Consider the following 23,648-nt stretch of genomic DNA (forward strand, 5'->3'; position numbering starts at 1 on the left):
TCCATAAAAGTAAAGTTTGACTTGCTCATGTTTGCACTCGAAAGTGCGTTGTTTCATTTCCTCATATAATGAAGAAATTGAATTGACGTACTGGTTGGTTCGTTCAGTTTTCAAAGATCAAATTGTTTCGCCGCTCAAATTGGCGACTTAATTAATATACCATGTTGTTGTTTTGATGTCAACAACTTTTCGTGAATATTTTTTGCCTCGGTTGCTTGCTCTCTTAACGCAACGTTTAATAATTTATCATGGTTCCAGAAATCAATCAAGGGGAAATTAAAATATAAATTAATTCTGATTATTTAAAGTTACTTTCAGTATTAAAGAGCTGGCTTAGTTGCGTTTCTCATCCCTTTGATTCTGCTCGCCACGCAACCAATTCAACAACCCTGGATAAATGGTTGTAAACATAAAGAAGGACTCCGGTCAGTAATCAGCCAGAGTCCTTCTTTATCACATTCTATTCACGATTTCTCATTTGTGGAAACAGTAATACGTCACGGATTGACGGTGAGTTGGTCAATAACATAACAAGACGATCGATCCCGATACCCAATCCGCCTGTCGGTGGCATCCCATATTCCAGAGATTCTAAAAAGTCTTCATCCATCATATGTGCCTCATCGTTACCTTGCTCTCTTTCTTTCAATTGTCCCTCAAACCGTTCACGTTGATCAATTGGATCATTTAACTCAGAGAAAGCATTTGCATGTTCACGGCCTACGATGAATAACTCAAAACGATCTGTGAAACGAGGATCTTCTGGATTCTTTTTAGCGAGTGGAGAGATTTCAATCGGATGACCATACACAAATGTAGGCTGAATCAATTTTTCTTCGACCCGCTGTTCGAAGAATTCATTCAAAATGTGTCCAAAGGTCATAGTTTCGTTAATTTCAATCCCATGCTCTTTGGCCAAAGCCTTCGCTTCTTCATCACTCATCTCTTTCCAAAAATCTACACCAGTATACTCTTTAACTAAGTCTGCCATATGGCGGCGATCCCATTTTGGCTCCAAATCAACCTCTACTTCTCCATAAGCAACTTTTGTGGTACCAAGTACATCTTTAGCGATATGGGCCACTAGATTTTCCGTCAAGTCCATAACATCATGGAAATCTGCATAAGCCTCATAAAGTTCAAGCATTGTGAACTCTGGATTATGGCGGGTAGAAACTCCTTCATTTCGGAAAACTCGTCCTATTTCATATACTTTTTCAAGTCCACCCACAATCAAACGCTTCAAGTGAAGTTCGATAGCAATTCGCATGTATAAAGGAATATCAAGCGCATTATGATGGGTAATGAAAGGTCGTGCAGATGCCCCGCCTGGAATTCCATGCATCATTGGTGTTTCTACTTCAAGGAAGCCAAGCCCATCCAGGTAGCGACGCATCGATTGGATAATCTTACTTCGCAAAACAAAGGTATCCCGGCTGTCCGGATTTGTAATCAAATCAAGATAACGCTGACGATAGCGTTGTTCTACATCTTTTAAGCCATGGAATTTCTCTGGAAGCGGGCGCAATGATTTCGTAAGCATCGTGAATTCATCTGCTTTGACCGACAATTCCCCAACCTTTGTTTTGAACACCGTGCCTGTAACACCGACAATATCACCCATATCTGCTGTGTTGAAAAGCTCATAAGCATCTTCGCCTACCCGATCTTTCCTTACATAAATTTGAATTTGACCGCTCAAATCCTGGATATGGGCAAAACCAGCTTTCCCTTTCCCACGCTTCGTCATAATTCGTCCAGCAATGGTTGTGGTGATCTCCTTTTCTTCCAGTTCCTCTTTAGTGAAAGATTCGTATTGATCTTTCAAATCCTCAGCTACATGAGTCCGCACAAACTTGTCCCCGAAAGGGTCCAGACCTTTTTCTCGATAAGAATCCAACTTTTCTCTCCGCACCCGCATGAGATCATTTAATTCTTCTGTCACTACAATCACTCCATTTCCTATCTGGTGTAGATATAACAACGCCCTTCTCAGGCTGCCATTTGGCTACTATCTGAAAATGTTACGTTCTTCCATATAAAAACTGCCAGTATGACAACTGGCAGTATTACAGCTAAGATTTAGTATAGAAAAGACTTAATAAAGTGTCAACGTAAAGCCTCAGGACAATTTCACGCGTGCTACCAGCTCATTTGCAAGTATCTTAGACATATAAATCCCTCTCTTGGCTGTTAGTCACGCGACTATTAGCAGTAATTTCTTCTAAAGGGACATCAAGCGTTTCAGCAATCAATTCGAGGGTAGCGTGTGTTGGTTGTCGTACGCCGCGCTCCAATTCTCCAAGCACCGATACGGACATATTCAGTTTTTTGGAAAAGTCCACCTGGGTCATGCCCTTTAGTTTTCTGAATCCTTTTATTCTTCTTCCCCATTGGTTGTCTGCCATGGAACTACTCCTTTTGTTTCATCCTCAGGTATTTTATTTAAAACAGCATTAACTGTCATGTTAAGAGCGGGTATATAGGCATCAGGATTGATTTCCGCCAGCGGTACCATCACAAATGCACGTTCATGCATATGAGGATGCGGTACAATCAGACGCTCTGATACAATATTTTCTTGATTGTAGAGTAATATGTCAAGGTCTATTGTTCGAGGACCCCACTTAATATCCCTTTTTCTTCCTAATTCCTTCTCGATGGACTGGCATACGTCGAGAAGATCAACCGCTCTGAGTGTTGTCTCGATTTCGACCACCATATTTAAAAAGTCGCTTTGAGCTGTATATCCCACAGGAATCGTTTCATATATGGCAGAAGATTGAGTTACATTTATTTCCGCGTGTTTCTTGAGTTCAGCTATCGCTTCATCCAAATAGTGCATTCTCGGTTCAATATTAGAACCCAAGGCAATATATACCTTATTCTTCATTCAACCACGGCTCCTGTATATCTCGATCGCCACCGATTGATAATGTCCCGGAATCGGTGGGTCCGGCTTAGTTACCTTAACCCGGCAGCCTCCCAGTTTTGAAAATGCAGCTAGTAAGTCGTCTGCCACGTTTTCCGCAATAGCCTCTACCAGATTTTTGGCTTCTCCTTCTACTACTGACTTGGTGACTTGATAAATTTCACCGTAATCGATGGATGCATTCATATCATCTGTTTTTCCCGCTTCTTCCAAATCTACATCCAGCTCCAAATCTACATAAAAGCGCTGGCCAAGTTTATTTTCTTCCGGAAAAAGCCCATGGTATCCATAGAACTCCATTTTATTTACATATATTTTATCCATACTCATTCTCCTTTACCAAGCATAGCGTCCATCATTTTCACCATGCGTACAACTGGTTTGACATCATGAACCCTTACCATATGAGCACCTTTTGATATACCGAGGCAAACAGTTGCACCGGTCCCTTCCATACGCTCTTCAGCAGGAAGGTCAAGGATCTGTCCGATAAACCTTTTTCGGGATGTGGCCAAAAGGAGAGGATAGTTTAAGTCCTGAAAGGCTTCCAGGTGACGCATGACAATCAGATTGTCCTCATGATCTTTGGCAAAACCGATGCCGGGATCCAGGATGATGTTTTCATCGCGGACACCAGCCTGTCTGGCGATGGCTATACTTTCATGCAAGTCTTGAATCATATCTTCAATCAAATTCCGGTAATTTTTATTAGTCCGGTTATGCATCAGTATAATTGGGACATCCAGACTTGCTGCTACACCAGCCATATGCTCATCTTTTTTAGCACCCCAGACATCATTGATAATGTCTGCTCCGGCTTCGATTGCCTGACGGGCAACTTCCGCTTTATAAGTATCTATAGAAATCGGGATAGAAAGGGACGCCGAAAGTTTTTCGATCACCGGGAGCACCCGTTGAAGCTCTTCTTCTTCCGAGACAGGTTCATGTCCAGGGCGGGTGGATTCTCCGCCAACATCGATAATGTCAGCACCGTCTGCTTCCATTGCTTCCGCTTGTTCTACCGCTTTCTCTAAATCAACAAACTTTCCGCCATCCGAGAAAGAATCAGGGGTGACGTTCAATATTCCCATTACTAATGACTTTTCATCTAAATCATATACTCGCTTCTTGGTAGTCAATGTAAATCCCATCGTTATATCCTCATTTCCGCACAATATATTCCTCGTCTATTTTACACTATTTGAAGAATGAATTCATTGCTCAGAAAAGAACAAAAGCGCAAGCGCCTTGCTAGTAAGGACGTTCGACTAAAAACGGCACGTCCTCAAAAAAGACTTTGTCTTTTTCTGCGAAGTACATTCTAAGAAGTAGTTCTAGTGTGCCAACGTCGAACTGACCTGCATCCTCGAAAAAGAAAACCGCTTTTTCTTCGTGCGATGTAATTCTAAGAAGCTTTCCTTGTCCTGCAGGCCTCCGACAAGCTTAAGCCAAGCCTCGCCGTGACGCTTTTTGTAATACAGACTAACTTTATTAGAGGATCAAAGTATAAGAAAAACTAAGGCTTTTGCCATTAGGAATCGGCGATAAGCCAAGTTTTTCTAATCACAGAGAGGATTGACTTAAGACCTCGAGGGGGTAGGCGCTGGAGCAGGATGCAACCCGCCGCGAAATGGTATTCCCAGAAATCAAAAAAAGAGCTGTGCCACTTCTGTTTGTGACACAGCCCCCTGCTATTATTGCTCATCTTCAAATTGATAGAGTGGTGTGGAAAGATATCTTTCCCCATTACTTGGAAGAATTGCGAGTACTTTTTTTCCTTTTCCTAACTCCTTGGCTACTTTCTTAGCAGCGTGAATGGCTGCTCCAGAAGAAACTCCTCCTAAGATGCCATCTTTACGTGCCGCTTCCCTGGCAGCCTCATAAGCTTCATCATTCGAAACCTGAAGCACTTCATCATAGATATCCGTCTCCAGGATGCTGGGAATAAACCCTGCACCGATTCCCTGAATTTTGTGGGGGCCAGGTTGACCACCGGATAATACAGGGGAAGCTTCCGGTTCTACGGCATAAATTTTGATATCTTTATAATGATTTTTTAATACTTTGCCCGCACCGGTTATTGTACCACCGGTTCCGATTCCAGATATGAATGCATCTAATTGATCACCCATTTGCTCGACAATCTCTGGCCCTGTTGTTTTTTCATGGATGTCAGGGTTTGCGGGGTTATTGAATTGCTGGGGCATGAAGTAGCCATGCTCCTTTTTCAGTTCTTCTGCTTTTTGAATCGCACCTTTCATACCATCCGCCCCCGGTGTAAGCACTAAGTCGGCACCGTAGGCTCGCAACAGGTTACGTCGTTCCTGACTCATTGTGTCTGGCATGACCAAAACCGTTTTATACCCTTTTGCTGCCGCAATCATTGCCAGGCCAATACCCGTGTTTCCGCTTGTCGGTTCCACAATCGTATCGCCTTCCTTCAACTGACCATTTTCTTCGCCAGCCTCAATCATCGCGAGAGCAATACGATCTTTTACGGAGCTCCCTGGATTCATAAATTCAAGCTTCAAGTATATATCTGCACTATTTTCGTCCAAGCCGCCATTCAGCTTGACGACGGGCGTATTCCCTACAAGCTCACTGACATTTTTAGCAATTCTCATTATCTCACTCCTAATACCAAGTATTTTTATAGGATTTATTAATAATGTACGCAAAACCCTTTAAAATGTCAAACAATTTGAAGAAATTTTTAATTATCTCCATCTTTATTGCCGGACTGCATTTCCTTCAAGTCTTTCACATTGAAATGGTAAGCTTCATTGCAAAAATGACATTTTGCTTCTGCGCCATGATCTTCTTCAATCATGGTTTGAAGTTCTGCGTCGTCAAGGCTGGACAAAGCAACTTCAACACGTTCCCTTGAACAGCGGCACTTAAACTGTACGGGGACACGGTCGAGAATATGCAATGTTTCTTCTCCTAATAGTCTATTCAAAATCTCCTCCGGTGTATTACCTTCCCGGATCAGGCTGGAGATAGGTGGTATTTCAGTCAGCCTTTTTTCGATGGTACTGATTGTTTCATCATCCGCTCCAGGCATCATTTGAATAATGAATCCACCGGCAGCAAGAATAGAATGATCGGTATTAACCAGCACCCCGGCACCTACAGCGGAAGGAACCTGTTCGGAATTTGCAAAGTAATAAGTAAAGTCTTCACTAACTTCTCCTGAAACAATCGGAACCTGACCGGTGAAGTGATCTTTCATCCCTAAATCCTTAACAACACTTAAAGTACCCTCTGTACCTACTGCGCGGGCGACATCCAATTTCCCTTTTTCATTCAAGTCAAAATCGACATGAGGGTTCTTTACATACCCCCTGACATTGCCATGTGCGTCAGCATCTACAATTACTGCTCCGATTGGTCCATTCCCTTCAAGTTTGATGGTAAGTTTATCTTCTCCTTTGAGCATGGTCCCCATCATTGCACTAATTGTCAATGTCCGGCCCAGGGCAGCTGAAGTGGTCGCCCATGTATCCTGGCGGCGGCGTGCTTCCTCAACTGTCTCTGTAGATTGAATTGCGTAAGCACGGACCTTCCCTTCATAAGCAGTAGCACGAATTAAATAGTCTGCCATCTATCATCATTCTCCTTTAAATTCTTTTTTTTCTTTATTTCTTTGATATATCGTATAGAGACCCTTCAAGGTCAAATAGGGGTCCACGACATCAATTGTCCTGGATTCATCCGCAATCAATCCGGCTAATCCTCCGGTAGCGATAACCTTAGGATTAGATGGAGCAGTCTCTTTCATTCTTCTCACAACTTCATCCACTTGTCCGACATAACCGAAGAAAACACCGGATTGCATCGCCTCTACGGTACTTTGCCCGACTACCTGACCTGGGTTTTTTATCTCGATCTTAGGAAGTTTGGCCGCTTTAGCATAGAGAGCTTCCATAGACACATTGATCCCAGGAGCTATTACACCCCCGAAGTACTCTTCTTTTTCATTGATATAACAATAAGTAGTAGCTGTACCGAAATCGATGATTACAAGAGGAGCGGTATGTTCTTGCAATGCACCAACTGCGTTGACAATCCGGTCGGCTCCAATTTCTTTAGGGTTCGGATAGGCCATTGCCAATCCTTCATCTACTTCTTCCGCGCCAATGATCATCGGCTTTTTTTCAAAATAAACACGGGACATGCGCTCTAAAGCGAACATGATGGGTGGTACTACGGAAGAAATAATTACGCCATCAATGTCTGAAAATGCTAACCCTTCATGATCCAGCAATGATTTAATCAACATACCGAATTCATCTTCTGTTTTATATCTATCCGTTTTAATGCGCCACTGATACTTCAATTTATCTGCTTCAAAAACACCAAGTACGGTGTTTGTATTCCCCACATCTAACACAAATATCATGACCTGACCCCACTTTATAAATCTTTTTTTGCGATTTCATCATAACACACTACTTATTCATGCTTTATGATATATTTTCCTGCCAACCCAAAGCAAGGCCAAAGGCTTATCGTTAAAAATAACGAAACAAAAAAAGTCACGCTGCATTGGTACAGCGTGACGTAAATATAATAGTTATTCTTTACGGTCTTGATCGTCTTTTTCTTCTGTTGCTTCCCTGTTACTATCTACTGATGTGTCTTCAGCTGGTTCTGTAGGTTTATTATCTGTTTTGATTTCATCCTCTTTGGTCTGAACATTGACACGGACATCAGAAGCATCAGTTTTCGTAGATGTTTCTTTTTTTCTTTCTTTTTCTCGTTTCTGCGCTAATTCTTCTACCTCTTCCTGTGTAGGAAGGCGGCCTTTTTCGAAAAGGGATTTGATTTCAGTCGCATCCAATGTTTCGATTTCCAGCAAAGTAGAAGCAACCAGCTCTAGTTTATCGCGGTTTTCTGTAAGAATCGTTTTCGCACGCTCATAGCAATAATTGATGAAGTTCTGTACTTCTTTATCAATATCATAAGCGATCTGATCACTGTAATTTTGTTCATTCTGGATATCACGGCCAAGGAATACCTGTCCGCCAGAATTAGATCCGAATTGCAATGGACCTAATTTTTCACTCATTCCATACTCAGTAACCATCTTACGGGCAATGCTTGTAGCACGCTGGAAGTCATTATGAGCACCTGTACTTACTTCACCAAAAATGACTTCTTCTGCTACACGTCCTCCGAGCAGCCCGGTAATCTTGTCAAACAGTTCCGGTTTGGTCATGAAGTAACGGTCTTCACGTGGAAGCATGACAGCATAGCCGCCAGCCTGCCCACGAGGCACGATCGTAACCTTGTGTACCATATCTGCATCGTCTAATACCATGCCGATAATGGTATGTCCACTTTCGTGATAAGCCACAATGTTGCGCTCTTTCTTAGAAATGACCCTGCTCTTCTTAGCAGGACCCGCAATGACACGGTCGATCGCTTCATCGACATCTTCCATGTCAATACTGTCTTTATCACCACGCGCCGCAACTAGCGCCGCTTCATTCAGTAAGTTTTCCAAATCTGCACCTGAGAATCCAGGTGTACGCATAGCAATAGTCTTCAAGTCGACATCTTTACTTAATGGTTTATCTTTAGCATGAACCGCAAGCACTTCTTGTCTTCCTTTTACATCAGGACGGTCGACCGTGATTTGACGGTCAAAACGACCTGGACGCAGTAAGGCTGGGTCTAAAATATCCGGACGGTTAGTTGCTGCGATAATGATGATTCCTTCGTTTACACCGAAACCATCCATCTCGACTAGCAATTGGTTCAAGGTTTGTTCACGCTCATCGTGACCGCCGCCAAGACCTGCACCACGTTGACGTCCAACTGCATCAATCTCATCAATGAAAATGATACACGGTGCATTCTTTTTAGCATTTTCAAACAAGTCACGTACACGGGACGCACCGACACCGACGAACATTTCTACGAAGTCCGAACCACTGATGGAGAAGAACGGAACACCTGCTTCACCTGCAACAGCACGGGCAAGCAAGGTTTTACCTGTACCCGGAGGTCCTACCAATAGGACACCCTTCGGAATACGCGCACCGACTGCTGAGAATTTTCGAGGATCTTTAAGAAAGTCAACGACCTCCACAAGTTCCTGCTTCTCTTCATCAGCACCAGCCACGTCTTTGAAACGTACCTTTTTCTTTTCTTCTGTATACTGTTTCGCCTTACTTTTACCAAAGTTCATGACACGGCTGCCACCGCCTTGAGCCTGGTTAAGCAAGAAGAAGAATAAGATGAATATGATGATGAACGGAATCATAGTTGTCAGGAACGAAACCCAGGCACTAGGCTGTTCCTCTTCCTCTACGTTCAGGATACTTTGTTCCGTAGCAGTATCGTAAACATTTGAAATCACTTGTTCATTTGCAGGAAGCTTGGCTGTGAAGGAATCCTCACCTTCTTCGCCACCATCCTTAAGCGTTCCCTGTACTTGATACACTCCATTGACAGGTTGAATCGTCATTTCTTCAATCTGACCGCTATTCAGCTGTTCATTGAACTGATTGACCGTCAGTGTTTGCTGTGGTTCACCTTGTCCTCTAAATAGACCGACTACGCCGATTACTACGAGGAAGATAAGTAAATAAAAGATTGTGTTACGAAATATCCGGTTCATTGCCTACCTCCTCCCAATCAACAAAAACTATATTAAATAGTATCATACTAAAAAGTACCAGCACAACTAATTACCCTTAAACAATATGTGAATATTTTGTGTTTCATGCACCACTATTATTACCCTCCATAAACTTCCGGTTTCAATACTCCGATATAAGGAAGGTTCCGGTATTTTTCATCATAGTCAAGACCATAACCGACAACAAATTCATCAGGCACTTCAAAACCAATGATATCAGCTTTGATATGGGAAGTACGACCAGTCGGTTTATCCAATAACGTGACGATTTTAATCGACTTTGCTTTACGATATTTGAATAGATCGACCAGATAGCTCAATGTCAAGCCGCTGTCGATGATATCTTCAATGATCAGTAAGTCTCTTCCTTCGACCTGCGTATTCAAATCTTTTTCAATCTTAACCTCTCCCGAAGACCTCATCCCGTCATAACTGGATACATCCATAAAGTCCATCTCCAGGTGTGTTTCTATTCGTTTAAGCAAGTCTCCCATAAACGGCATAGCACCTTTCAGGACGCCAATAGCCAGAGGGAATTTCCCCTCATACTCTTCCGTCAGCTGTGCACCAATTTCCTTACACTTCGCTTGGATTTCTTCTTCAGAAATTAAAATTTCCTTAATTTCGTTATGCATTGTCTGCTCCTCCTACGTGTCTTCCTTTGGCTGTTCATAGTGTATTTGAAGCCATTTTCCCGGCCTCTCATCTTCAAAACCCGCACCCTTTTTCAAGCCGACAAGCCACAGAATCTTCCCGGTTTGATCTGTGACAACCGGCCAACTTTCCCTTAATTCTTTCGGAACCTTCTGGTCAATAAAAATATCTTTGATTTTTTTTGAACCTTTCATGCCTTTCCATGTCATACGATCGCCTGTAAGGCGAGTCCGTACAATCAACGGAAGCTCTACGTGAGCCAAATCACATGTAAAGGTGCAGGCATCCTCTCGCAAATGATTTCCAGAAACCACTTTGGCTGAAAGTTCCGAACCATCAGGCAACCGATATGTATCTCCTATATCAAGCGTGCTCCTAAATGGGACAGGTTTTTCCGGATAGCCGAAATAAAGAGTGATTCTTTCATAATTACGCTGCAACCTTAAGCCACCGGGCCAATCCAGCTTGGCATTAGCAATATTTCGTGTCAAAAAATCAAAAAATTGTTCTTCGTGTATATAAGAAAAATCTTCAGAGTTTTCATCATAAAGATAGTTTAATATTAGATGAAAGGACCTTCTTTGTAAAGCTATCGGAAAAGCTTTGAATGCAGAAATAATAAAAGATACTTTTTTAGGTTTTTTCTCGAAATTAACTACCTGATCCAAGAGCTTTTTTGCCTCAATATTCAAGTATTCCTGATCGTCTTTTACCACTTGACTGAGCTTCCATAAATGTTCAACTAATTTCGGGTTTTCTTCTTTCAATAATGGCAGGATCCTGTGGCGAAAATAGTTCCTCGTATATTTCGTATCATGGTTCGAGGCATCTTCTCTCGGCTCGATGTGATTATCTTCGCAATAGTTGACAATTGTTTCTTTAGAAACACCTAACAAAGGCCGGATAATTTTTCCGCCAGCAAATTCCCTGGTTACAGGAATACCTGTCAACCCCGCTGGGCTCGCGCCTCTTACTAAGCGCATCAATATGGTTTCTGCCTGGTCGTCGCCATGATGTCCCAATGCAAGAACATCAGCTTTCTTCTCTTCCATTTGCTGATGAAAAAAACGATAGCGTAAAGTACGGGCAGCTTGCTGTGTATTCAAGTGGTTCTGTTTCTTATACGTATCGACATCAATAGAAGTTCCAATAAATTCGATATTCCATTTCCTGGACATTTCTTCCACGTATTGCAAGTCTGCAGCGGAGGCTTCACCACGAAGACCATGATCGACAGAAACAGCTATCAGTCTCAACTTCCACTGCTTGCGGATGGTCTTAAAATAATGAAGAAGCGCCATGGAATCCGGCCCGCCGGAAACAGCTACCATAACTGTCTGCTCTGGTTTGAGCATTTGATATCGTTCCATGAATGAATCGACGGCCGTTTTCATGTCCACTTCCACCTCAAGTAGTATTAGTATTTGATCAATACTGAACACCATTATCCTATCATTTGTAGCCATGCTACTGCAAAATATAGGAGCTTTACCAGGCAACTATCGAATATAGGATATAAAAAAGTATAACTGAAATGAAAATCACTAGTGCTTCCACTGATGCGAATGACGTTTTTTCAGCTTCTTTTCTTCTGGAGACACGGGTGCTTTTCATTTCAGGTGCTTTATATTTTGCCGGTCTGCTCAATATTGATGAAAAATCACTTTTCATTTCTCTGCTGTGACCATATCCCCCTGCCCACACTTTTTGGATAAGGGGACGATAAGGCTTCAAAAGTGGTGCTTGCTGTAATTTCTTTTCGAGGGTTTGCTTTGGCTGCGCCCCTCGCTCAAATCGACTCCCATAAGCGATTTCTAACATGACCATCGTGAGGGCAAATAAATCATAGGAAGGGTCGGCTTTCCTTGATCCCCTCTGCCAATAACCCCGGTCGTAGAATTCTGTATACTCTTTAATCGCCCGGCCGGTTTGCGTTGTTCCTCCCACATCAATCAAACGCAGTTTAGGAGGAGGAGTGGTGACAAGCAGATTATCTGTCTTCAAATCTCCGAAAACCCAACCCTGATCATGAAGTTCTTCTAAATCAGTCAATAATTGCAGCATCATGACCCCAAGCCACTCTTTTCCCTTACCCCGAAGAAAACTGGCAAGTTCCGTCCCTTTCAGATATTCCATTACATAGTATGGGAAAGTAATCCCACCAGGAGTCACCCAATCATCTACATCCAACAAAGAAGGCCCAAGGCGTTTCCCCTGGACCTTCTGAAAGGTTTTCAGAACATTCACTTCCGTAATGATCCTTGAGCTATCGGTACCAACTTTGAGTGCTGCCTGAACGCCATTTCGCTCACACAAATAGACGACACCGCACGCACCTTCTCCCAGCTTTTGAATGACCTGGTATTTCGTTCCGTTCCATTTCCCCCGGATGATGGTCCCTCGCTTTAAATTAGTAACCAGTTTCTTCGTATGGTTCACTTGCATGTTTCATACTCCCAAACAAGCTTTTTTTGCCGAACTGGTACATTGCTTCTTTCAAGGCCGGGCCAGTAGGCGTTATTCCTCCACTTGCCAACTTAGGAAAGACTTTCGAGATCCCATCCAATTCCGGGGTCCAATCCATTAGCTTTTGAATCGGTTTTGTTTTATTAGGGAAGCAGAAGATGCTGAAGCGATTGTTCCCAGACCTTGCATTCAGACTCAAAGACAAGTCAAAAAGAGCCTCCTTGACTGTAGAAAGCTTCGGAGTCATACTGGCACTCGTATCAACAAGAACCAGCACCTCAAGGTCACACGTTTCCCCGAGGTCTTCCACTACTTCCATCACCTCGCCACGTTGATCAGGCGGCAATTCTTCAAACGTCTGCTTCTCCCCAAGAATCTGCTTCAGCTCCTGGTTCACAACCCCTTGCAACGTTTGTGTCATTGCTTGTTTGGTGACCATCTGTACGGTCTGGGAAAGAGCCTTCTGATATACAATCTGGCTGACACCACCACCAGACATAGCAATCGCTTCAACCTCTTCCAGTCCATCCGGTTGTTCACTTTGATCATCATCCAGTACTCCGATAACATTCACCGTGATACCTTGATTATTTGCGAGAGCAGCAACCGCTACCGGATCTTCCCCCTGATTCGAGCACCCATCCGTCAACAACAAGATTTGCTTCAATGTACCTTTTTTCACTGGATCACCCCTCCTGTTCGTTATCTTCATCATCGCCGAACATCGAGGGGTTTATACCTGCGCCCTGGTTTTAAAAAGTGAAATTATGCCTCCTTTCGTTTATATGGTATTGCTGCCCATTGTGGCTGATTATGGTCCAGCCTTGCTACCAGTACAGTCATGTCATCTTCGATCGATCCACGGGTACGAATCACTTCCTCCAATATCAAATCTGCTACTGCCTGCGGATCGTCTGTCTCTAATTCTCTTATCTTCCGCTTCAGCCATGCTTCGATATTTTCTACATGCTTTGGTCCTTCTAATATGCCATCGCTCATCATAATCAATAAATCCCCAGGAGCCAGCTGTTCACTGACAATTTCAACATCCACATCCTGGATGATCCCTATAGGAAGGTTACTTGATTCTACTTTCATCATTTGCGAGCCACGCTTAATGTAGCTTGGGGTACTCCCGATTTTTATAAATTTTGAAGTAGCATCCTGTAAATCTACTACCGCTAAATCTAAAGTTGAAAATATCTCATCAGTCGTTCGCAGCGCTAGTATAGAATTGATCGATTTAATCGCTACTTGCTCCTGGATACCTGATTGAAGGATTTGTTGTAAAAGCCGCAGCGTTTCCATACTTTCTTCATGCGCACGGATGCCATTTCCCATCCCATCACTGATAGCGAGGGCATACTTCCCCGCACCTAATTCCATCGTTGAATAACTGTCACCGGAAATAAACCCTCCATCCTTGGCGGCATGTGCAACTCCTGTCTCCATGATATATCTCTTCGCTGACTGAAAAGACAGTTCGCAATAGCCATTCGGAAATGGGGCGATATTTTCCTTTGTTACGACAATTGTTTCTTTTAAAATATCAGAAAGCAGCGGAGCAATTAGTTTTGGACCTTCCCCGTGATAATTCCGCACATAAAAAGTAAGATCGATATCGATATTGCCGGCATCAAGGGTATAGATATCGAGCGTTTCTATTTCCAGCCCTAAATGATTCAAGGCATACGTAATCTCTTGCTCCTGAAGTTCGTGATTCTCCCTTTCTTTAGTAATTTCTTTCGCAAAGTCTTCCATCACTTCTGATACTCCGCGAAGCTGATCAGCAACAAACCTCCTGCTCTCCAATACTTGTTTTTTCAATTGTTGATTCGCCTGGTAGAAAGAAATCTCGTATTTCATCGTATCAATGAGCTTTTGTGGTTTGACGCAATATTGGTCCACATTTTTACGCACTAAGCGGCTTGGCTCGTCCCCCTCTTCGAGATCAGTCATCAAATCAGTCATCACCTGATACGTTTGATCAAATTGTTTGGCCCAGCATCTCTCCTTCTTAAAACAAGATTGGCATGTCTTTTCCGTTACGTGGCTTAAGAAATAATCTTTTTCCCGCTGCTCTTCATCATTATCTGTTTGATGATCGATCAGATGGAAACTTTTTGATAACGCACGAAACACGTCCGAAAATTTCTCCACCCTGACAGCAGTTACATCCCGAACTTTTTGCAAATATTGTTCTTGTTCCTGAGAATGCTCCTGTGTTCCCGGTATAAAACGTGACAGCTTTCTTATCCAGCCTTCCGGCGTCAATGCGAACAGGATGATAGCCAAACCGGTCTCTGTAAGTGATGGTGATAGCGTCGATACACTTCCCCCATATATACCGATCAGTAATGTACCGACAATCAGACCAATACTGACACCAGTTTTCTTCCCTTCTTTCAGCAGCCCCCCCAGCAGCCCTGAAAAAGCAAGCAGACTCATTTGATAGAGGTTCGCTACATTTGCTAGACTCAACACCAGTCCCGTTACAACCCCGACAGTAGAACCTATCGCTGCTCCTCCGATAAAGGCAAGGAATAAAACCAGGTACCTGGAGAATATTTGTTCCAGCGAAACATCCTGGATTTGCCAGCCAATTGTTCCCGTCAGCACGGAGGCCAGCAGAATGATCATACAGACGATTTCTTCATTTTTTAATGTTGCTTTATATCTTTTTGGTGATAAAAGCGGCACACTCTGCATAAATATCAGGACAAGCATCGCGCTTAGTACACCTTCAGCAGCCATAAGCAGCGCGTCGTATGGCTGCCATGCATCCAGTAATGTAAATGCGATGGCCCTTGGAAGGACACAGGCTAAGAATGCCATGAATGGCAACAGCTTCTGATGTTCTCTCCATGTATGTACGATGAAGGCGAGAATCAAGAACGTCAGCATAGCTGTAAATACAAAACCCGTTTGCAGCCATCCATAAGTAGAAGCTCCGATGACGGCAAATAAAACGACAGCCGGTACACGATCTCTTCGCAGCCACCACACGGACGCAATCAATGCGATGACGAACGGGGAGATAGAAGATAAGATGACCGCTCTGCCCAAGAGCAAAGCTATAATCATCAACAACCAGCCCTTGTCGATCAATAAGTACTTCGCTCTACCTTCCGCTTTCTTCTTCACTTTGCTCCATCTGGCTTTTTCTACCCCAATTGTTTGTGAACCCTTTCTCGTTAATGTCCCCAACATCTTCACCACTCCTTCTTGTTGGTCTATTAAACCACATATCTATCATGTAATTTGTCAAAACAAGAGGAGAGCAGTAACAAAAAGTTCGACTGATTTCCAGTTTGAGAAGGACTCTTCTACAAATTCATCGACGCTTATTCGAGCTTTTAAAAACGCAGCCAAGGACCAATCCCTTTACCCACACTGTTTCTACCATTTTCAAAAATTGACAGACTAATTCGAAAATAGAAATCCTGTTGACACTTAATCTATCATGTTGTAATATATTGCTTGTGACTTTGAATCATGACTTTATGGCGGTGTAGCTCAGCTGGCGAGAGCGTACGGTTCATACCCGTGAGGTCGGGGGTTCGATCCCCTCCGCCGCTACCATTTCTTTCTTAAAAGGTTACATAACCAAACGACAAGGCCCGTTGGTCAAGTGGTTAAGACACCGCCCTTTCACGGCGGTAACACGGGTTCGAATCCCGTACGGGTCATCCATTACATTCTTGTCCTGCTGAGGCGGTTTCTTCGGAAGCCGCCTCAGCTTTTTTATTTATATTCATACTCTGTTCCATTTAAGTGTTGATTCTACAGTTAAAGCTCCCTATACTTGAAAACTCAGTTTCGAGAGAAACTGTTTCCGTTACGTTTGTGAGCGTTAGGAGGCTTGCCAGTTCCCCCACAGGAAAGAAATGAATGCGTAATCGTCTTGGGAGACACGACACGCATAAGCAGAACAGCAAAAGGGAAGTGGTCTTTCTTCCCGTTGATGGACTGCTTATGTCGCGAGTGTCTAGGCGATGAAGCTGGAAAGCGAGTAGTTTCCAAGCCACCCCTAACACTTTTTTGGTAAACATCACCACGGGGCATGAGAGAAAAGTATTTTTTACAAAGTAAAAACGGGCTACCATTTCTGGCAAGCCCGTTTTTTTGCACGTCCATGATATATTTACATAGGCAGCAAGTTAGCCTTTTTTAGCACCTCGACCTCCACGTTTTGATTCGGTATGCTTCTTCAAAGAAGCAAGACGCTCATCACTATCTTTCAGAAAGCGATTCATCTTTTGTTCGAATGATTCTGCCGGCTTACGATTTTGCGGCTTGTTATTACGACGCCCATAGTTCTCTTTCGCTTTCTTGATGGAAAGGCCGATCTTTCCGTCTTTACCGACATTAATGACCTTAACCTCCACTTTATCGCCTTCGCTCAAGTGTTCATTAATATCTTTGACATAGTTGTCGGCAACCTCACTAATATGGACTAGACCTGTCTGCCCATCTGGAAGTTCCACGAATGCTCCAAAATTAGTGATACCAGTTACCTTACCCTGCAGCTTGCTGCCTACTTCGATTGACATAAAAAAAATGCTCCTCCTTAAAGTTTCGATAAATGTCCTTCTTTACTATTATATATAAGCAATGAAAAGTGTGTCAATAAGATGGGTCTTCTTCTGGAAGTTTAAAGATAATTTCGCCTTCTTTAGAGAAGAAATAATTCGTCCGTGCAATTTGGAGAACATATTCTTCATTATTCAATAGCTCAATTTCTTCCTTGAGATTCTTTTCTTGATTCTCAAGCGCAATTTTCTGTTCCTGCAGTTCTTCCATGCGCTCCAGCTTTTCATTATAAGTTGCTTGTTGTTTAAAATGATAAGTCAGCATCGAACCCATAATAACCAGGGTCAGAACGGTAAAAAGTGCCAGCCGACGAAACAGACGTTTTTTCTTTCGTTGTTGACGTGCTACGTATGTATCATACTGTTTCATATAATTGGATTCTAATCGTGTCACTTGTTTTTCGGCCATCTACTCTGCCTCCTTATCGTTTCCATAAATTTGACAAGTTAATTATTCTATTCTTTATTGTAACGTAAAATCCTGCCAACGTGTGTAAGTATTTTTTCATATTTTTAGGAAGAAGCTTCCACAACAGGTGAAGCATCAGCCTTACAGGCCACCAAATCACCCGTAACATCAATATGCTACCCGCTAATAAGATGGATGAAACCCATAATACAATAGCTGAAGCGACATTCCATATTCCTATTATCGGCTTTACAATCAAAATTTCAAAGCAACGAAGGAAAAACCGCACCATCGCCATGATCATTCGGATCATCCGCTCAAGGATTCGAGTATAAATACGTTGAACAAGCGCACGGTATGCCGCATACCCACAGAGAACCGAAAGGAAAATATACAGACGCAGCTCACCATAATTCACTTGATATAAAAGAAAAAAGAGAAAGAATGCTTGTAAAAGCCAAAAGCTGATGACAATGGTATAGTTCATCAGCGTCCGTTTTCGGTACAACTTTTCAAATCTTTTTAGTGTATCCATGGCGGCACCCAAATAGATTCCCCCTGCAATCATCACTGCCATTGTGAGGAATTGGGTTGTCAACGTCATTTGAACAGCTTGCTAAAGAAACCTTTAGCTTTCTCCGCATGGTGTTCATCCAGGTATGTCATTTCAAAAACCTTCCCCTTAATTGAAACAACTCCCTGGTCGACATCGAGATTCTTCATTTGCAGATTTTCACCCCGGATCACTAAATAACCCATGCTGGTCTGCAATAAAAATTCTTCATTATCAAAGCTGTCTACTTCTTTAACCCCTGTAATTTCTAAGTTTTTTCTATTCATCATCCTGACGTGATGCTCGGCTTGTCCACGCAAGTTATTCGAATCTTTTTCATAGTATTCCATAGTTCTGATCCCCCTTCACTTAGTACAACCTATGATGAAAAAAGGGAAATTAGAACTCGCGGAATTCTCAGGTGGTACATAGAAAAGAAACCTTAGAAAAACTTGGACTATCGTCAAGTACTTTCTTACATTTTAATCCATTAACAAGTGTAAACTTTCTTAAGGAATGACTCTGTTAAAGGTTGTTGTTGATTCATTAGAGGCCTATTCAACTATAGGGCCGTAAAGTCGAAGACTTGATTTCGAGATACTTCGGGTCCGTTGCCGAGTCAGGAGTAAGGGGCGGCTGGGAAACGATTCGCTTTCCTGTGGGGGAGCTGGCAAGCCTCCTCGGTCGTTTCACGACCTGTGGGGTCTCGCCTACCCCCTTCTCCCACGGGAGTCTCACCGTTTCCCCGCCACCCTATCCTATTTTAGATAAACGGACCGCTACATAAAGATGAAGGTTTCTTCATGGTCCACTAAAAGCCCTTTTTAATCAGTTTTTGTTATAGGAAGATGGGCTAAATACTGATATTTCCGTTACTCTCATTAATGCAGAGAGGTCCGGGAAATTGCGAGACTCCTCGAAAATGCTACGCATTTCCTTCGTGCGGTGTTTATTCAAGAAGCTCATTCAAAGTCCTATGGGAAAATAGTACATGGTGAGATCCCGCAGGGCTTTAGCCCGAGGAAGCTCACCGTACGCCCATGGAAAGCGAGTGATTTCCCGGACCTCCAGAGATTCTCAACGTAACGGAAACAGTTTCTTTCGAAACTGAGTCTTCAAGTAAAGGGAGCTTTACTGTAAAATCAACACGCAGATTTAACAGCATCTTAAGTATAAAAATACCACCTCAAATAATTGAGGTGGCAGACACTAAGACTGATGTACAGCTTCTTCTTTCACAATTTCATATAAAGTGGTTGCTTCGTCTTTTTTGACATTTTCCCGAAGGTTCTTTACCTCGAGTGTCAATACTTTTTGTCCGAACTGAATGACCAATTCGTCTCCAACCTGAATGTTCGTAGCAGCTTTCGCCTGGTTGCCATTGACGGTGATCCGTCCCTGGTCGGCCACTTCTTTAGCTAACGTTCGCCGCTTAATCAAACGGGAAATCTTCAAAAACTTATCTAAACGCATAAGGCACATTCTCCTTTTTATCGTTTTTTTGCATCGTTCCACCATTTCTCCAGCTCATTCAATGTCAATTCTTTTAATGCTGCTCCTTGTTCCGAAGCTTTTTGCTCCATATAACGGAATCGATCCCGAAACTTTTCATTTGTTCCTTGCAAAGCGCTTTCTGCATTGATCTTATAATGGCGGGCAAGGTTTGCGATAGAAAACAAAAGATCCCCAAGTTCTTTTTCCATTTCTCTTGCATCATCTGCTTGCTGAGCCTCTTTGAACTCCTGCCACTCTTCTTCTACCTTGCTCCATACCGGCCCTGATTCTTTCCAGTCAAATCCTACTTTTGCTGCTCGCTTTTGTATTTCCTCCGCCTGCAATAAGGCGGGGAAACTGGCTGGTGTTTGATCCAACATAGATTCCGGCTGCACAGCTTTCTCCTGCTTTTTTATGTCATCCCAATTCGTAATCACTTCTTCCGAAGAGTTTACCGATATATCCCCAAAAACATGCGGATGTCTGCGGATCATTTTTTCCGTTATCGATAATATTACGTCATCGACAGTGAAAAATCCTTCATCTTCCCCAATTTGGCTATGAAGCATCACTTGTAATAGTACATCGCCAAGCTCTTCCACCATCGCTTCATCATCCAGTTTATTGACTGCGTCAATGAATTCATATGCTTCTTCAATCAAATACTTGCGTAATGATTCATGTGTTTGCTTTTTATCCCACGGACAACCGTCAGGTCCGCGCAGTTCCCTGATTACTTCCCGCAGTCGGAAAAATTGATGATTCAAAGCATCTTTTGCCACCGGGGCTACATACACACTTGTCAGATTATCGAGTTCAACAGAGCGGTCCAACTCTTCCAGGGTTACGGTAACAATTTTTTCTTGTTCACTTCCTGCCGCTGTTACTATCGTAACGGGATGCTCTGGTTTTAGATCTTCCAATAAAGCGAGCTTTACTTCTGAGGCGATCATAGCGTCATAAACCTGTGAAAAAATGATATGACCTTGATACTGCAGCTGGAAACGATCAAATGAGGTTGCATCGATAAATTGCATCCCTTCGACAGGATCGATTCTGAGCGCTGTATACAGATCATCGAGGTAGCTCTGCCCTCCGGCAATTTCTACGTTCAACTTGCCCTGGTCCTCTTTTTCAAGCAGCAATTGAACGGTCCGTTCTGCAAGCATAGGGTGACCAGGCACAGCATAAATGATTGACTGCCCTGATGCAGCTTCCATTAACTGTTGTACAATTTGATGGTAAACCTCCTCGAACTGATCGTGCGCTTCATAAATTTCATCAAAGGTTTGAAATGAAATTCCTTCTTTCTTCAGTTCCTCAACGACTGGATGATGTTGTGTCCTCATATAGATAAATTGTGATTGATTAGTCAATTTCTTGTAAATTCCGAGGGGAAGTTGATTGATATCTCCCGCTCCCAGCCCAATCACTTCAATTGTATTCATTTGTGCTTCCTCCTTGAAAACCATTTATCCAGCAGCTCTCCAGATGGAATTTGCTCCAATTCTTCCCTGGAAAAAGCCATGACATTGATTAATATCATCAAATAAACAAGCCCTCCAATGCCAGCCAATGTCAATGTGAACAGTAATAAGATACCTCGTGATTCAATCGGCAGCCAATAGGTTTCCAGCATACTTACACAAACGAGAAACGCTGTCATACCCGCCAGGGCTGTGAGGACTTTAAAAAATGGCAGCTTACGCCAGGCAGACGGCCTGAACCTGCGACGCATCAGCCATAAATTCCAAGCCAGTACTACAATGGCTCCACTGACCGAGGCCCAGGCAGCACCGTGCAAACCGAATATAGGCACGAGCAGCAAATTGCCTCCCCACTTCACTGCCGCTCCTGCCAGTATAACTCCTGCTGTCTGATAAACAGCATCCACCCCCTGAAGAACAGAGGATGTAGTAATCGCTATCGAACTGAACAGGATGACTAACATCAATATTCTTAAATAGGTTTCCCCATGATTGTTTTGGTAAAGAAGTTCATTTACATAAGGAAAAATCACGATTAATCCCACTGTAGCACCAGCGGCTAAGAATAAACTTATCTTCAACGCTGAATGTAAATGGTTATGAAATTTATCCGGCTGCTGCTTAAGACGCTGTTTAGTAATCGTTGGAATTAGAGCCAGAGCAAGTGACGAACCTAGTACAATGCCGAGCTGAATCAGTGGCTGGCCGCGATCAAATACCCCTTTCATCACTTTTGCCTCATGTGAAGTAACTCCATAGCTTTCTAGCGCGGGAACCAAGGTAAAAGCATCAGCCAGTTGAATAAGCAGCAAAAACATATAGTTCACACTAATGAATAAACCGTATAAGAAAACTGTTTTGAAAAAATAGCTGTAAGGGAGTTCTCTATGTACGCTACGGCTCCATAACTGCCGTTTTATTAAAGCTGCACCTAGAAAGATAGCAGCAATCCCGGCACCAAAAATTGACGCGATAGCTGCCCCGGTACCGATGGCGTAAAAATCAGATTGTTGAAGCATTAAAACAGCGACTATGATGATAATGCTCACGCGCACCAGCTGTTCCAGAACCTGTGATACAGCAGTGGGTTTCATATCACCCGTTCCTTGAAATATCCCTCTAAACAATGAAGTGAACGGTAAAACCAGGAACACATAGGCACTTGCTCTTATTGGATCATGTAAGGCGGGGTCTCCCATTAATCCGGCAATCCTGCCAGCTTGAGTAAATAATAATAAAAATAATAATAAGCTTAACAAAAATATAATGCCAAATACCGGTATGAAAAAAGAGCGTAAAGCCAACTCTCGTTGCTGGTCCCTGAAATCTGCCACCATTTTAGATACTGCCACCGGAAATCCATATAGTGAAAGCATGATTGCAATTCCAAGGAAAGGGTAAACCTGCTGATAAATATAAAAGCCCAGATCCCCTGTAATATTTTGAAGTGGAATCCGGTAGCCTGCACTTAATATTTTACTGAATAGTCCTGCCAATGTAAGGATGAATGCACCCTTGAAAAATTGTTTAGTTTCCATATTGTCATTCATGTTGGAACGCCTTCCCATCATAACTTCCATTCATTATAGCACAGGAATGTTGCCTGCATCACATCTCAGGTGCTGCAGGGAGTCAAGGCCATTTAAAAAGCCGTATGACGGCATTATGGTCATACAGCTTCTCCCAACACGTATCGAATAAATTCGCGTACTATTATTCCATTTGACGGGCGAGAAAGCTTGCAGCTGTCTCTACAGACTTCGCTTCCACATCTCCTAATGCCGGCCCTTCTTTAGAATAAATGACCACACAACCGATTGGATCTCCTTGAGCAATGATCGGACCTACGACATACGACGCCAGCTCTTCTTCCCGGCCCTGTACCAATTCTACCTGGCTGGAGTTTTTTTCTGTTACCACAGTACGATTATCAATGGCTTGTTCAATCTTCGGACCGATATGTTTGTTCAAATAATCCTTTTTAGACCCTCCGGCTACCGCAATAAATTCATCCCGGTCGCAAATGAGAACCGGCTGCCCTAACGAGTCAAATAAAGCATCCGCATATTCCTTCGCGAAATCTCCGAGTTCACTGATTGGTGAATATTTTTTAAGTATGACTTCACCTTCACGATCGACGAAAATTTCTAAAGGATCTCCTTCACGAATTCTCAGAGTTCTACGAATTTCTTTAGGGATAACCACTCTTCCAAGATCATCAATGCGACGTACAATTCCTGTTGCTTTCATAACTGAGAAGCCTCACTTTCCTTGATGATTAGTCTTAATATTTTTGGTGATAAGGTACAACAAAAATACAGTTGATGACTTTAGTATGAATCAACAATAAAAACCTATTCACCTAAACAATGGTTTTATAGCAATAAATAGGTGTGAAATCATAAAAAAGGA

The 23,648-nt window shown here is 42.8% G+C and carries 22 protein-coding genes and 2 tRNA genes; 2 read left to right on the top strand and 22 right to left on the bottom strand.

The window, feature by feature from the left end; all coding sequences use genetic code 11:
- Nucleotides 1-460 precede the first annotated feature (460 nt).
- The 14 genes from lysS to spoIIE all read right to left on the bottom strand — a co-directional run bounded on the left by lysS (nucleotide 461) and on the right by spoIIE (nucleotide 15,911).
- Nucleotides 461-1,945, bottom strand: coding sequence for a lysine--tRNA ligase (lysS, locus tag ACGTN9_RS19675; protein ID WP_499596107.1), 1,485 nt, complete (start codon nucleotides 1,943-1,945; stop codon nucleotides 461-463).
- Nucleotides 1,946-2,165: 220 nt separating this feature from the next.
- Nucleotides 2,166-2,408, bottom strand: coding sequence for a helix-turn-helix domain-containing protein (locus ACGTN9_RS19680; protein ID WP_499596109.1), 243 nt, complete (start codon nucleotides 2,406-2,408; stop codon nucleotides 2,166-2,168).
- Nucleotides 2,378-2,893 (bottom strand): 2-amino-4-hydroxy-6-hydroxymethyldihydropteridine diphosphokinase, encoded by a 516-nt coding sequence (gene folK, locus ACGTN9_RS19685; RefSeq protein ID WP_499596111.1) that lies wholly within the window; start codon nucleotides 2,891-2,893, stop codon nucleotides 2,378-2,380. Before folK ends, ACGTN9_RS19680 begins: the two co-directional genes overlap by 31 nt.
- Complete coding sequence (gene folB, locus ACGTN9_RS19690) at nucleotides 2,894-3,256, bottom strand: dihydroneopterin aldolase (protein WP_499596112.1); 363 nt, start codon at nucleotides 3,254-3,256, stop codon at nucleotides 2,894-2,896.
- 2 nt (nucleotides 3,257-3,258) lie between these two features.
- Nucleotides 3,259-4,083, bottom strand: a complete 825-nt coding sequence (gene folP / locus ACGTN9_RS19695; RefSeq protein ID WP_499596114.1) for a dihydropteroate synthase — start codon at nucleotides 4,081-4,083, stop codon at nucleotides 3,259-3,261.
- 543 nt (nucleotides 4,084-4,626) lie between these two features.
- Nucleotides 4,627-5,556, bottom strand: a complete 930-nt coding sequence (cysK, locus tag ACGTN9_RS19700; protein ID WP_499596116.1) for a cysteine synthase A — start codon at nucleotides 5,554-5,556, stop codon at nucleotides 4,627-4,629.
- 89 nt (nucleotides 5,557-5,645) lie between these two features.
- Complete coding sequence (gene hslO / locus ACGTN9_RS19705) at nucleotides 5,646-6,536, bottom strand: Hsp33 family molecular chaperone HslO (RefSeq protein ID WP_499596117.1); 891 nt, start codon at nucleotides 6,534-6,536, stop codon at nucleotides 5,646-5,648.
- A gap of 6 nt (nucleotides 6,537-6,542) precedes the next feature.
- Nucleotides 6,543-7,334: a type III pantothenate kinase gene (locus ACGTN9_RS19710; RefSeq protein WP_499596119.1), complete on the bottom strand. Its 792-nt coding sequence runs from the start codon at nucleotides 7,332-7,334 to the stop codon at nucleotides 6,543-6,545.
- A gap of 174 nt (nucleotides 7,335-7,508) precedes the next feature.
- On the bottom strand, nucleotides 7,509-9,560 hold the full coding sequence (ftsH, locus tag ACGTN9_RS19715; RefSeq protein WP_499596121.1) for an ATP-dependent zinc metalloprotease FtsH: 2,052 nt from the start codon (nucleotides 9,558-9,560) through the stop codon (nucleotides 7,509-7,511).
- A gap of 119 nt (nucleotides 9,561-9,679) precedes the next feature.
- The gene (gene hpt / locus ACGTN9_RS19720) at nucleotides 9,680-10,216 is read right to left on the bottom strand and encodes a hypoxanthine phosphoribosyltransferase (RefSeq protein ID WP_499596122.1); all 537 of its coding nucleotides are present in this window, start codon (nucleotides 10,214-10,216) and stop codon (nucleotides 9,680-9,682) included.
- Nucleotides 10,217-10,228: 12 nt separating this feature from the next.
- A complete protein-coding gene (gene tilS / locus ACGTN9_RS19725) occupies nucleotides 10,229-11,701 on the bottom strand; it encodes a tRNA lysidine(34) synthetase TilS (RefSeq protein WP_499596124.1) in 1,473 nt (490 codons plus the stop codon).
- Between the two features lie 22 nt (nucleotides 11,702-11,723).
- Nucleotides 11,724-12,680, bottom strand: a complete 957-nt coding sequence (gene prkT, locus ACGTN9_RS19730; RefSeq protein WP_499596126.1) for a serine/threonine protein kinase PrkT — start codon at nucleotides 12,678-12,680, stop codon at nucleotides 11,724-11,726.
- The gene (locus ACGTN9_RS19735; RefSeq protein WP_499596128.1) at nucleotides 12,646-13,383 is read right to left on the bottom strand and encodes a vWA domain-containing protein; all 738 of its coding nucleotides are present in this window, start codon (nucleotides 13,381-13,383) and stop codon (nucleotides 12,646-12,648) included. The genes prkT and ACGTN9_RS19735 overlap by 35 nt, the downstream gene beginning before the upstream one ends.
- An 83-nt stretch (nucleotides 13,384-13,466) precedes the next feature.
- On the bottom strand, nucleotides 13,467-15,911 hold the full coding sequence (gene spoIIE, locus ACGTN9_RS19740; protein WP_499596129.1) for a stage II sporulation protein E: 2,445 nt from the start codon (nucleotides 15,909-15,911) through the stop codon (nucleotides 13,467-13,469).
- Between the two features lie 295 nt (nucleotides 15,912-16,206).
- Between spoIIE and ACGTN9_RS19745 the strand changes: the two genes are divergently transcribed.
- Both ACGTN9_RS19745 and ACGTN9_RS19750 read left to right on the top strand, forming a co-directional pair.
- Nucleotides 16,207-16,283 (top strand) — tRNA-Met (locus tag ACGTN9_RS19745).
- Nucleotides 16,284-16,318: 35 nt separating this feature from the next.
- Nucleotides 16,319-16,390: transfer RNA gene (locus ACGTN9_RS19750), tRNA-Glu, on the top strand.
- A 471-nt stretch (nucleotides 16,391-16,861) separates the two neighbouring features.
- On the opposite strand, the gene ACGTN9_RS19755 is transcribed toward ACGTN9_RS19750, so the two are convergent.
- The 8 genes from ACGTN9_RS19755 to spoVT all read right to left on the bottom strand — a co-directional run bounded on the left by ACGTN9_RS19755 (nucleotide 16,862) and on the right by spoVT (nucleotide 23,486).
- Nucleotides 16,862-17,254, bottom strand: a complete 393-nt coding sequence (locus tag ACGTN9_RS19755; RefSeq protein WP_499596130.1) for a S1 domain-containing RNA-binding protein — start codon at nucleotides 17,252-17,254, stop codon at nucleotides 16,862-16,864.
- 73 nt (nucleotides 17,255-17,327) lie between these two features.
- Nucleotides 17,328-17,702 carry an FtsB family cell division protein gene (locus ACGTN9_RS19760; protein ID WP_093046853.1) on the bottom strand — a complete coding sequence of 125 codons (375 nt, stop codon included), beginning with the start codon at nucleotides 17,700-17,702 and terminating at the stop codon, nucleotides 17,328-17,330.
- A 13-nt stretch (nucleotides 17,703-17,715) separates the two neighbouring features.
- Complete coding sequence (gene yabQ / locus ACGTN9_RS19765) at nucleotides 17,716-18,306, bottom strand: spore cortex biosynthesis protein YabQ (RefSeq protein ID WP_499596131.1); 591 nt, start codon at nucleotides 18,304-18,306, stop codon at nucleotides 17,716-17,718.
- Nucleotides 18,303-18,605, bottom strand: coding sequence for a sporulation protein YabP (gene yabP, locus ACGTN9_RS19770; RefSeq protein ID WP_499596133.1), 303 nt, complete (start codon nucleotides 18,603-18,605; stop codon nucleotides 18,303-18,305). The genes yabQ and yabP overlap by 4 nt, the downstream gene beginning before the upstream one ends.
- An 859-nt stretch (nucleotides 18,606-19,464) precedes the next feature.
- Nucleotides 19,465-19,728: an RNA-binding S4 domain-containing protein gene (locus tag ACGTN9_RS19775; protein ID WP_093046850.1), complete on the bottom strand. Its 264-nt coding sequence runs from the start codon at nucleotides 19,726-19,728 to the stop codon at nucleotides 19,465-19,467.
- Between the two features lie 17 nt (nucleotides 19,729-19,745).
- Nucleotides 19,746-21,197, bottom strand: coding sequence for a bifunctional methyltransferase/pyrophosphohydrolase YabN (gene yabN, locus ACGTN9_RS19780; RefSeq protein WP_499596135.1), 1,452 nt, complete (start codon nucleotides 21,195-21,197; stop codon nucleotides 19,746-19,748).
- Complete coding sequence (locus ACGTN9_RS19785) at nucleotides 21,194-22,786, bottom strand: putative polysaccharide biosynthesis protein (protein WP_499596136.1); 1,593 nt, start codon at nucleotides 22,784-22,786, stop codon at nucleotides 21,194-21,196. Before ACGTN9_RS19785 ends, yabN begins: the two co-directional genes overlap by 4 nt.
- Nucleotides 22,787-22,949: 163 nt before the next feature.
- Entirely contained in the window at nucleotides 22,950-23,486 is a 537-nt protein-coding gene (spoVT, locus tag ACGTN9_RS19790; RefSeq protein WP_499596137.1) for a stage V sporulation protein T, read from the bottom strand.
- Nucleotides 23,487-23,648 lie beyond the last annotated feature (162 nt).

Source organism: Halobacillus sp. B23F22_5, from assembly GCF_043497085.1.
GTDB lineage: Bacteria > Bacillota > Bacilli > Bacillales > Halobacillaceae > Thalassobacillus.

Excerpts from the sequence above, each read along its gene's own strand:
- ACGTN9_RS19680 (WP_499596109.1), bottom strand. The coding sequence starts at position 2,408 with ATGGCAGACAACCAATGGGGAAGAAGAATAAAAGGATTCAGAAAACTA.
- folK (WP_499596111.1), bottom strand. The coding sequence starts at position 2,893 with ATGAAGAATAAGGTATATATTGCCTTGGGTTCTAATATTGAACCGAGA.
- folB (WP_499596112.1), bottom strand. The coding sequence starts at position 3,256 with ATGGATAAAATATATGTAAATAAAATGGAGTTCTATGGATACCATGGG.
- folP (WP_499596114.1), bottom strand. The coding sequence starts at position 4,083 with ATGGGATTTACATTGACTACCAAGAAGCGAGTATATGATTTAGATGAA.
- cysK (WP_499596116.1), bottom strand. The coding sequence starts at position 5,556 with ATGAGAATTGCTAAAAATGTCAGTGAGCTTGTAGGGAATACGCCCGTC.
- hslO (WP_499596117.1), bottom strand. The coding sequence starts at position 6,536 with ATGGCAGACTATTTAATTCGTGCTACTGCTTATGAAGGGAAGGTCCGT.
- ACGTN9_RS19710 (WP_499596119.1), bottom strand. The coding sequence starts at position 7,334 with ATGATATTTGTGTTAGATGTGGGGAATACAAACACCGTACTTGGTGTT.
- ftsH (WP_499596121.1), bottom strand. The coding sequence starts at position 9,560 with ATGAACCGGATATTTCGTAACACAATCTTTTATTTACTTATCTTCCTC.
- hpt (WP_499596122.1), bottom strand. The coding sequence starts at position 10,216 with ATGCATAACGAAATTAAGGAAATTTTAATTTCTGAAGAAGAAATCCAA.
- tilS (WP_499596124.1), bottom strand. The coding sequence starts at position 11,701 with ATGGCTACAAATGATAGGATAATGGTGTTCAGTATTGATCAAATACTA.
- prkT (WP_499596126.1), bottom strand. The coding sequence starts at position 12,680 with ATGCAAGTGAACCATACGAAGAAACTGGTTACTAATTTAAAGCGAGGG.
- spoIIE (WP_499596129.1), bottom strand. The coding sequence starts at position 15,911 with ATGTTGGGGACATTAACGAGAAAGGGTTCACAAACAATTGGGGTAGAA.
- ACGTN9_RS19755 (WP_499596130.1), bottom strand. The coding sequence starts at position 17,254 with ATGTCAATCGAAGTAGGCAGCAAGCTGCAGGGTAAGGTAACTGGTATC.
- ACGTN9_RS19760 (WP_093046853.1), bottom strand. The coding sequence starts at position 17,702 with ATGGCCGAAAAACAAGTGACACGATTAGAATCCAATTATATGAAACAG.
- yabQ (WP_499596131.1), bottom strand. The coding sequence starts at position 18,306 with ATGACGTTGACAACCCAATTCCTCACAATGGCAGTGATGATTGCAGGG.
- yabP (WP_499596133.1), bottom strand. The coding sequence starts at position 18,605 with ATGGAATACTATGAAAAAGATTCGAATAACTTGCGTGGACAAGCCGAG.
- ACGTN9_RS19775 (WP_093046850.1), bottom strand. The coding sequence starts at position 19,728 with ATGCGTTTAGATAAGTTTTTGAAGATTTCCCGTTTGATTAAGCGGCGA.
- yabN (WP_499596135.1), bottom strand. The coding sequence starts at position 21,197 with ATGAATACAATTGAAGTGATTGGGCTGGGAGCGGGAGATATCAATCAA.
- ACGTN9_RS19785 (WP_499596136.1), bottom strand. The coding sequence starts at position 22,786 with ATGAATGACAATATGGAAACTAAACAATTTTTCAAGGGTGCATTCATC.
- spoVT (WP_499596137.1), bottom strand. The coding sequence starts at position 23,486 with ATGAAAGCAACAGGAATTGTACGTCGCATTGATGATCTTGGAAGAGTG.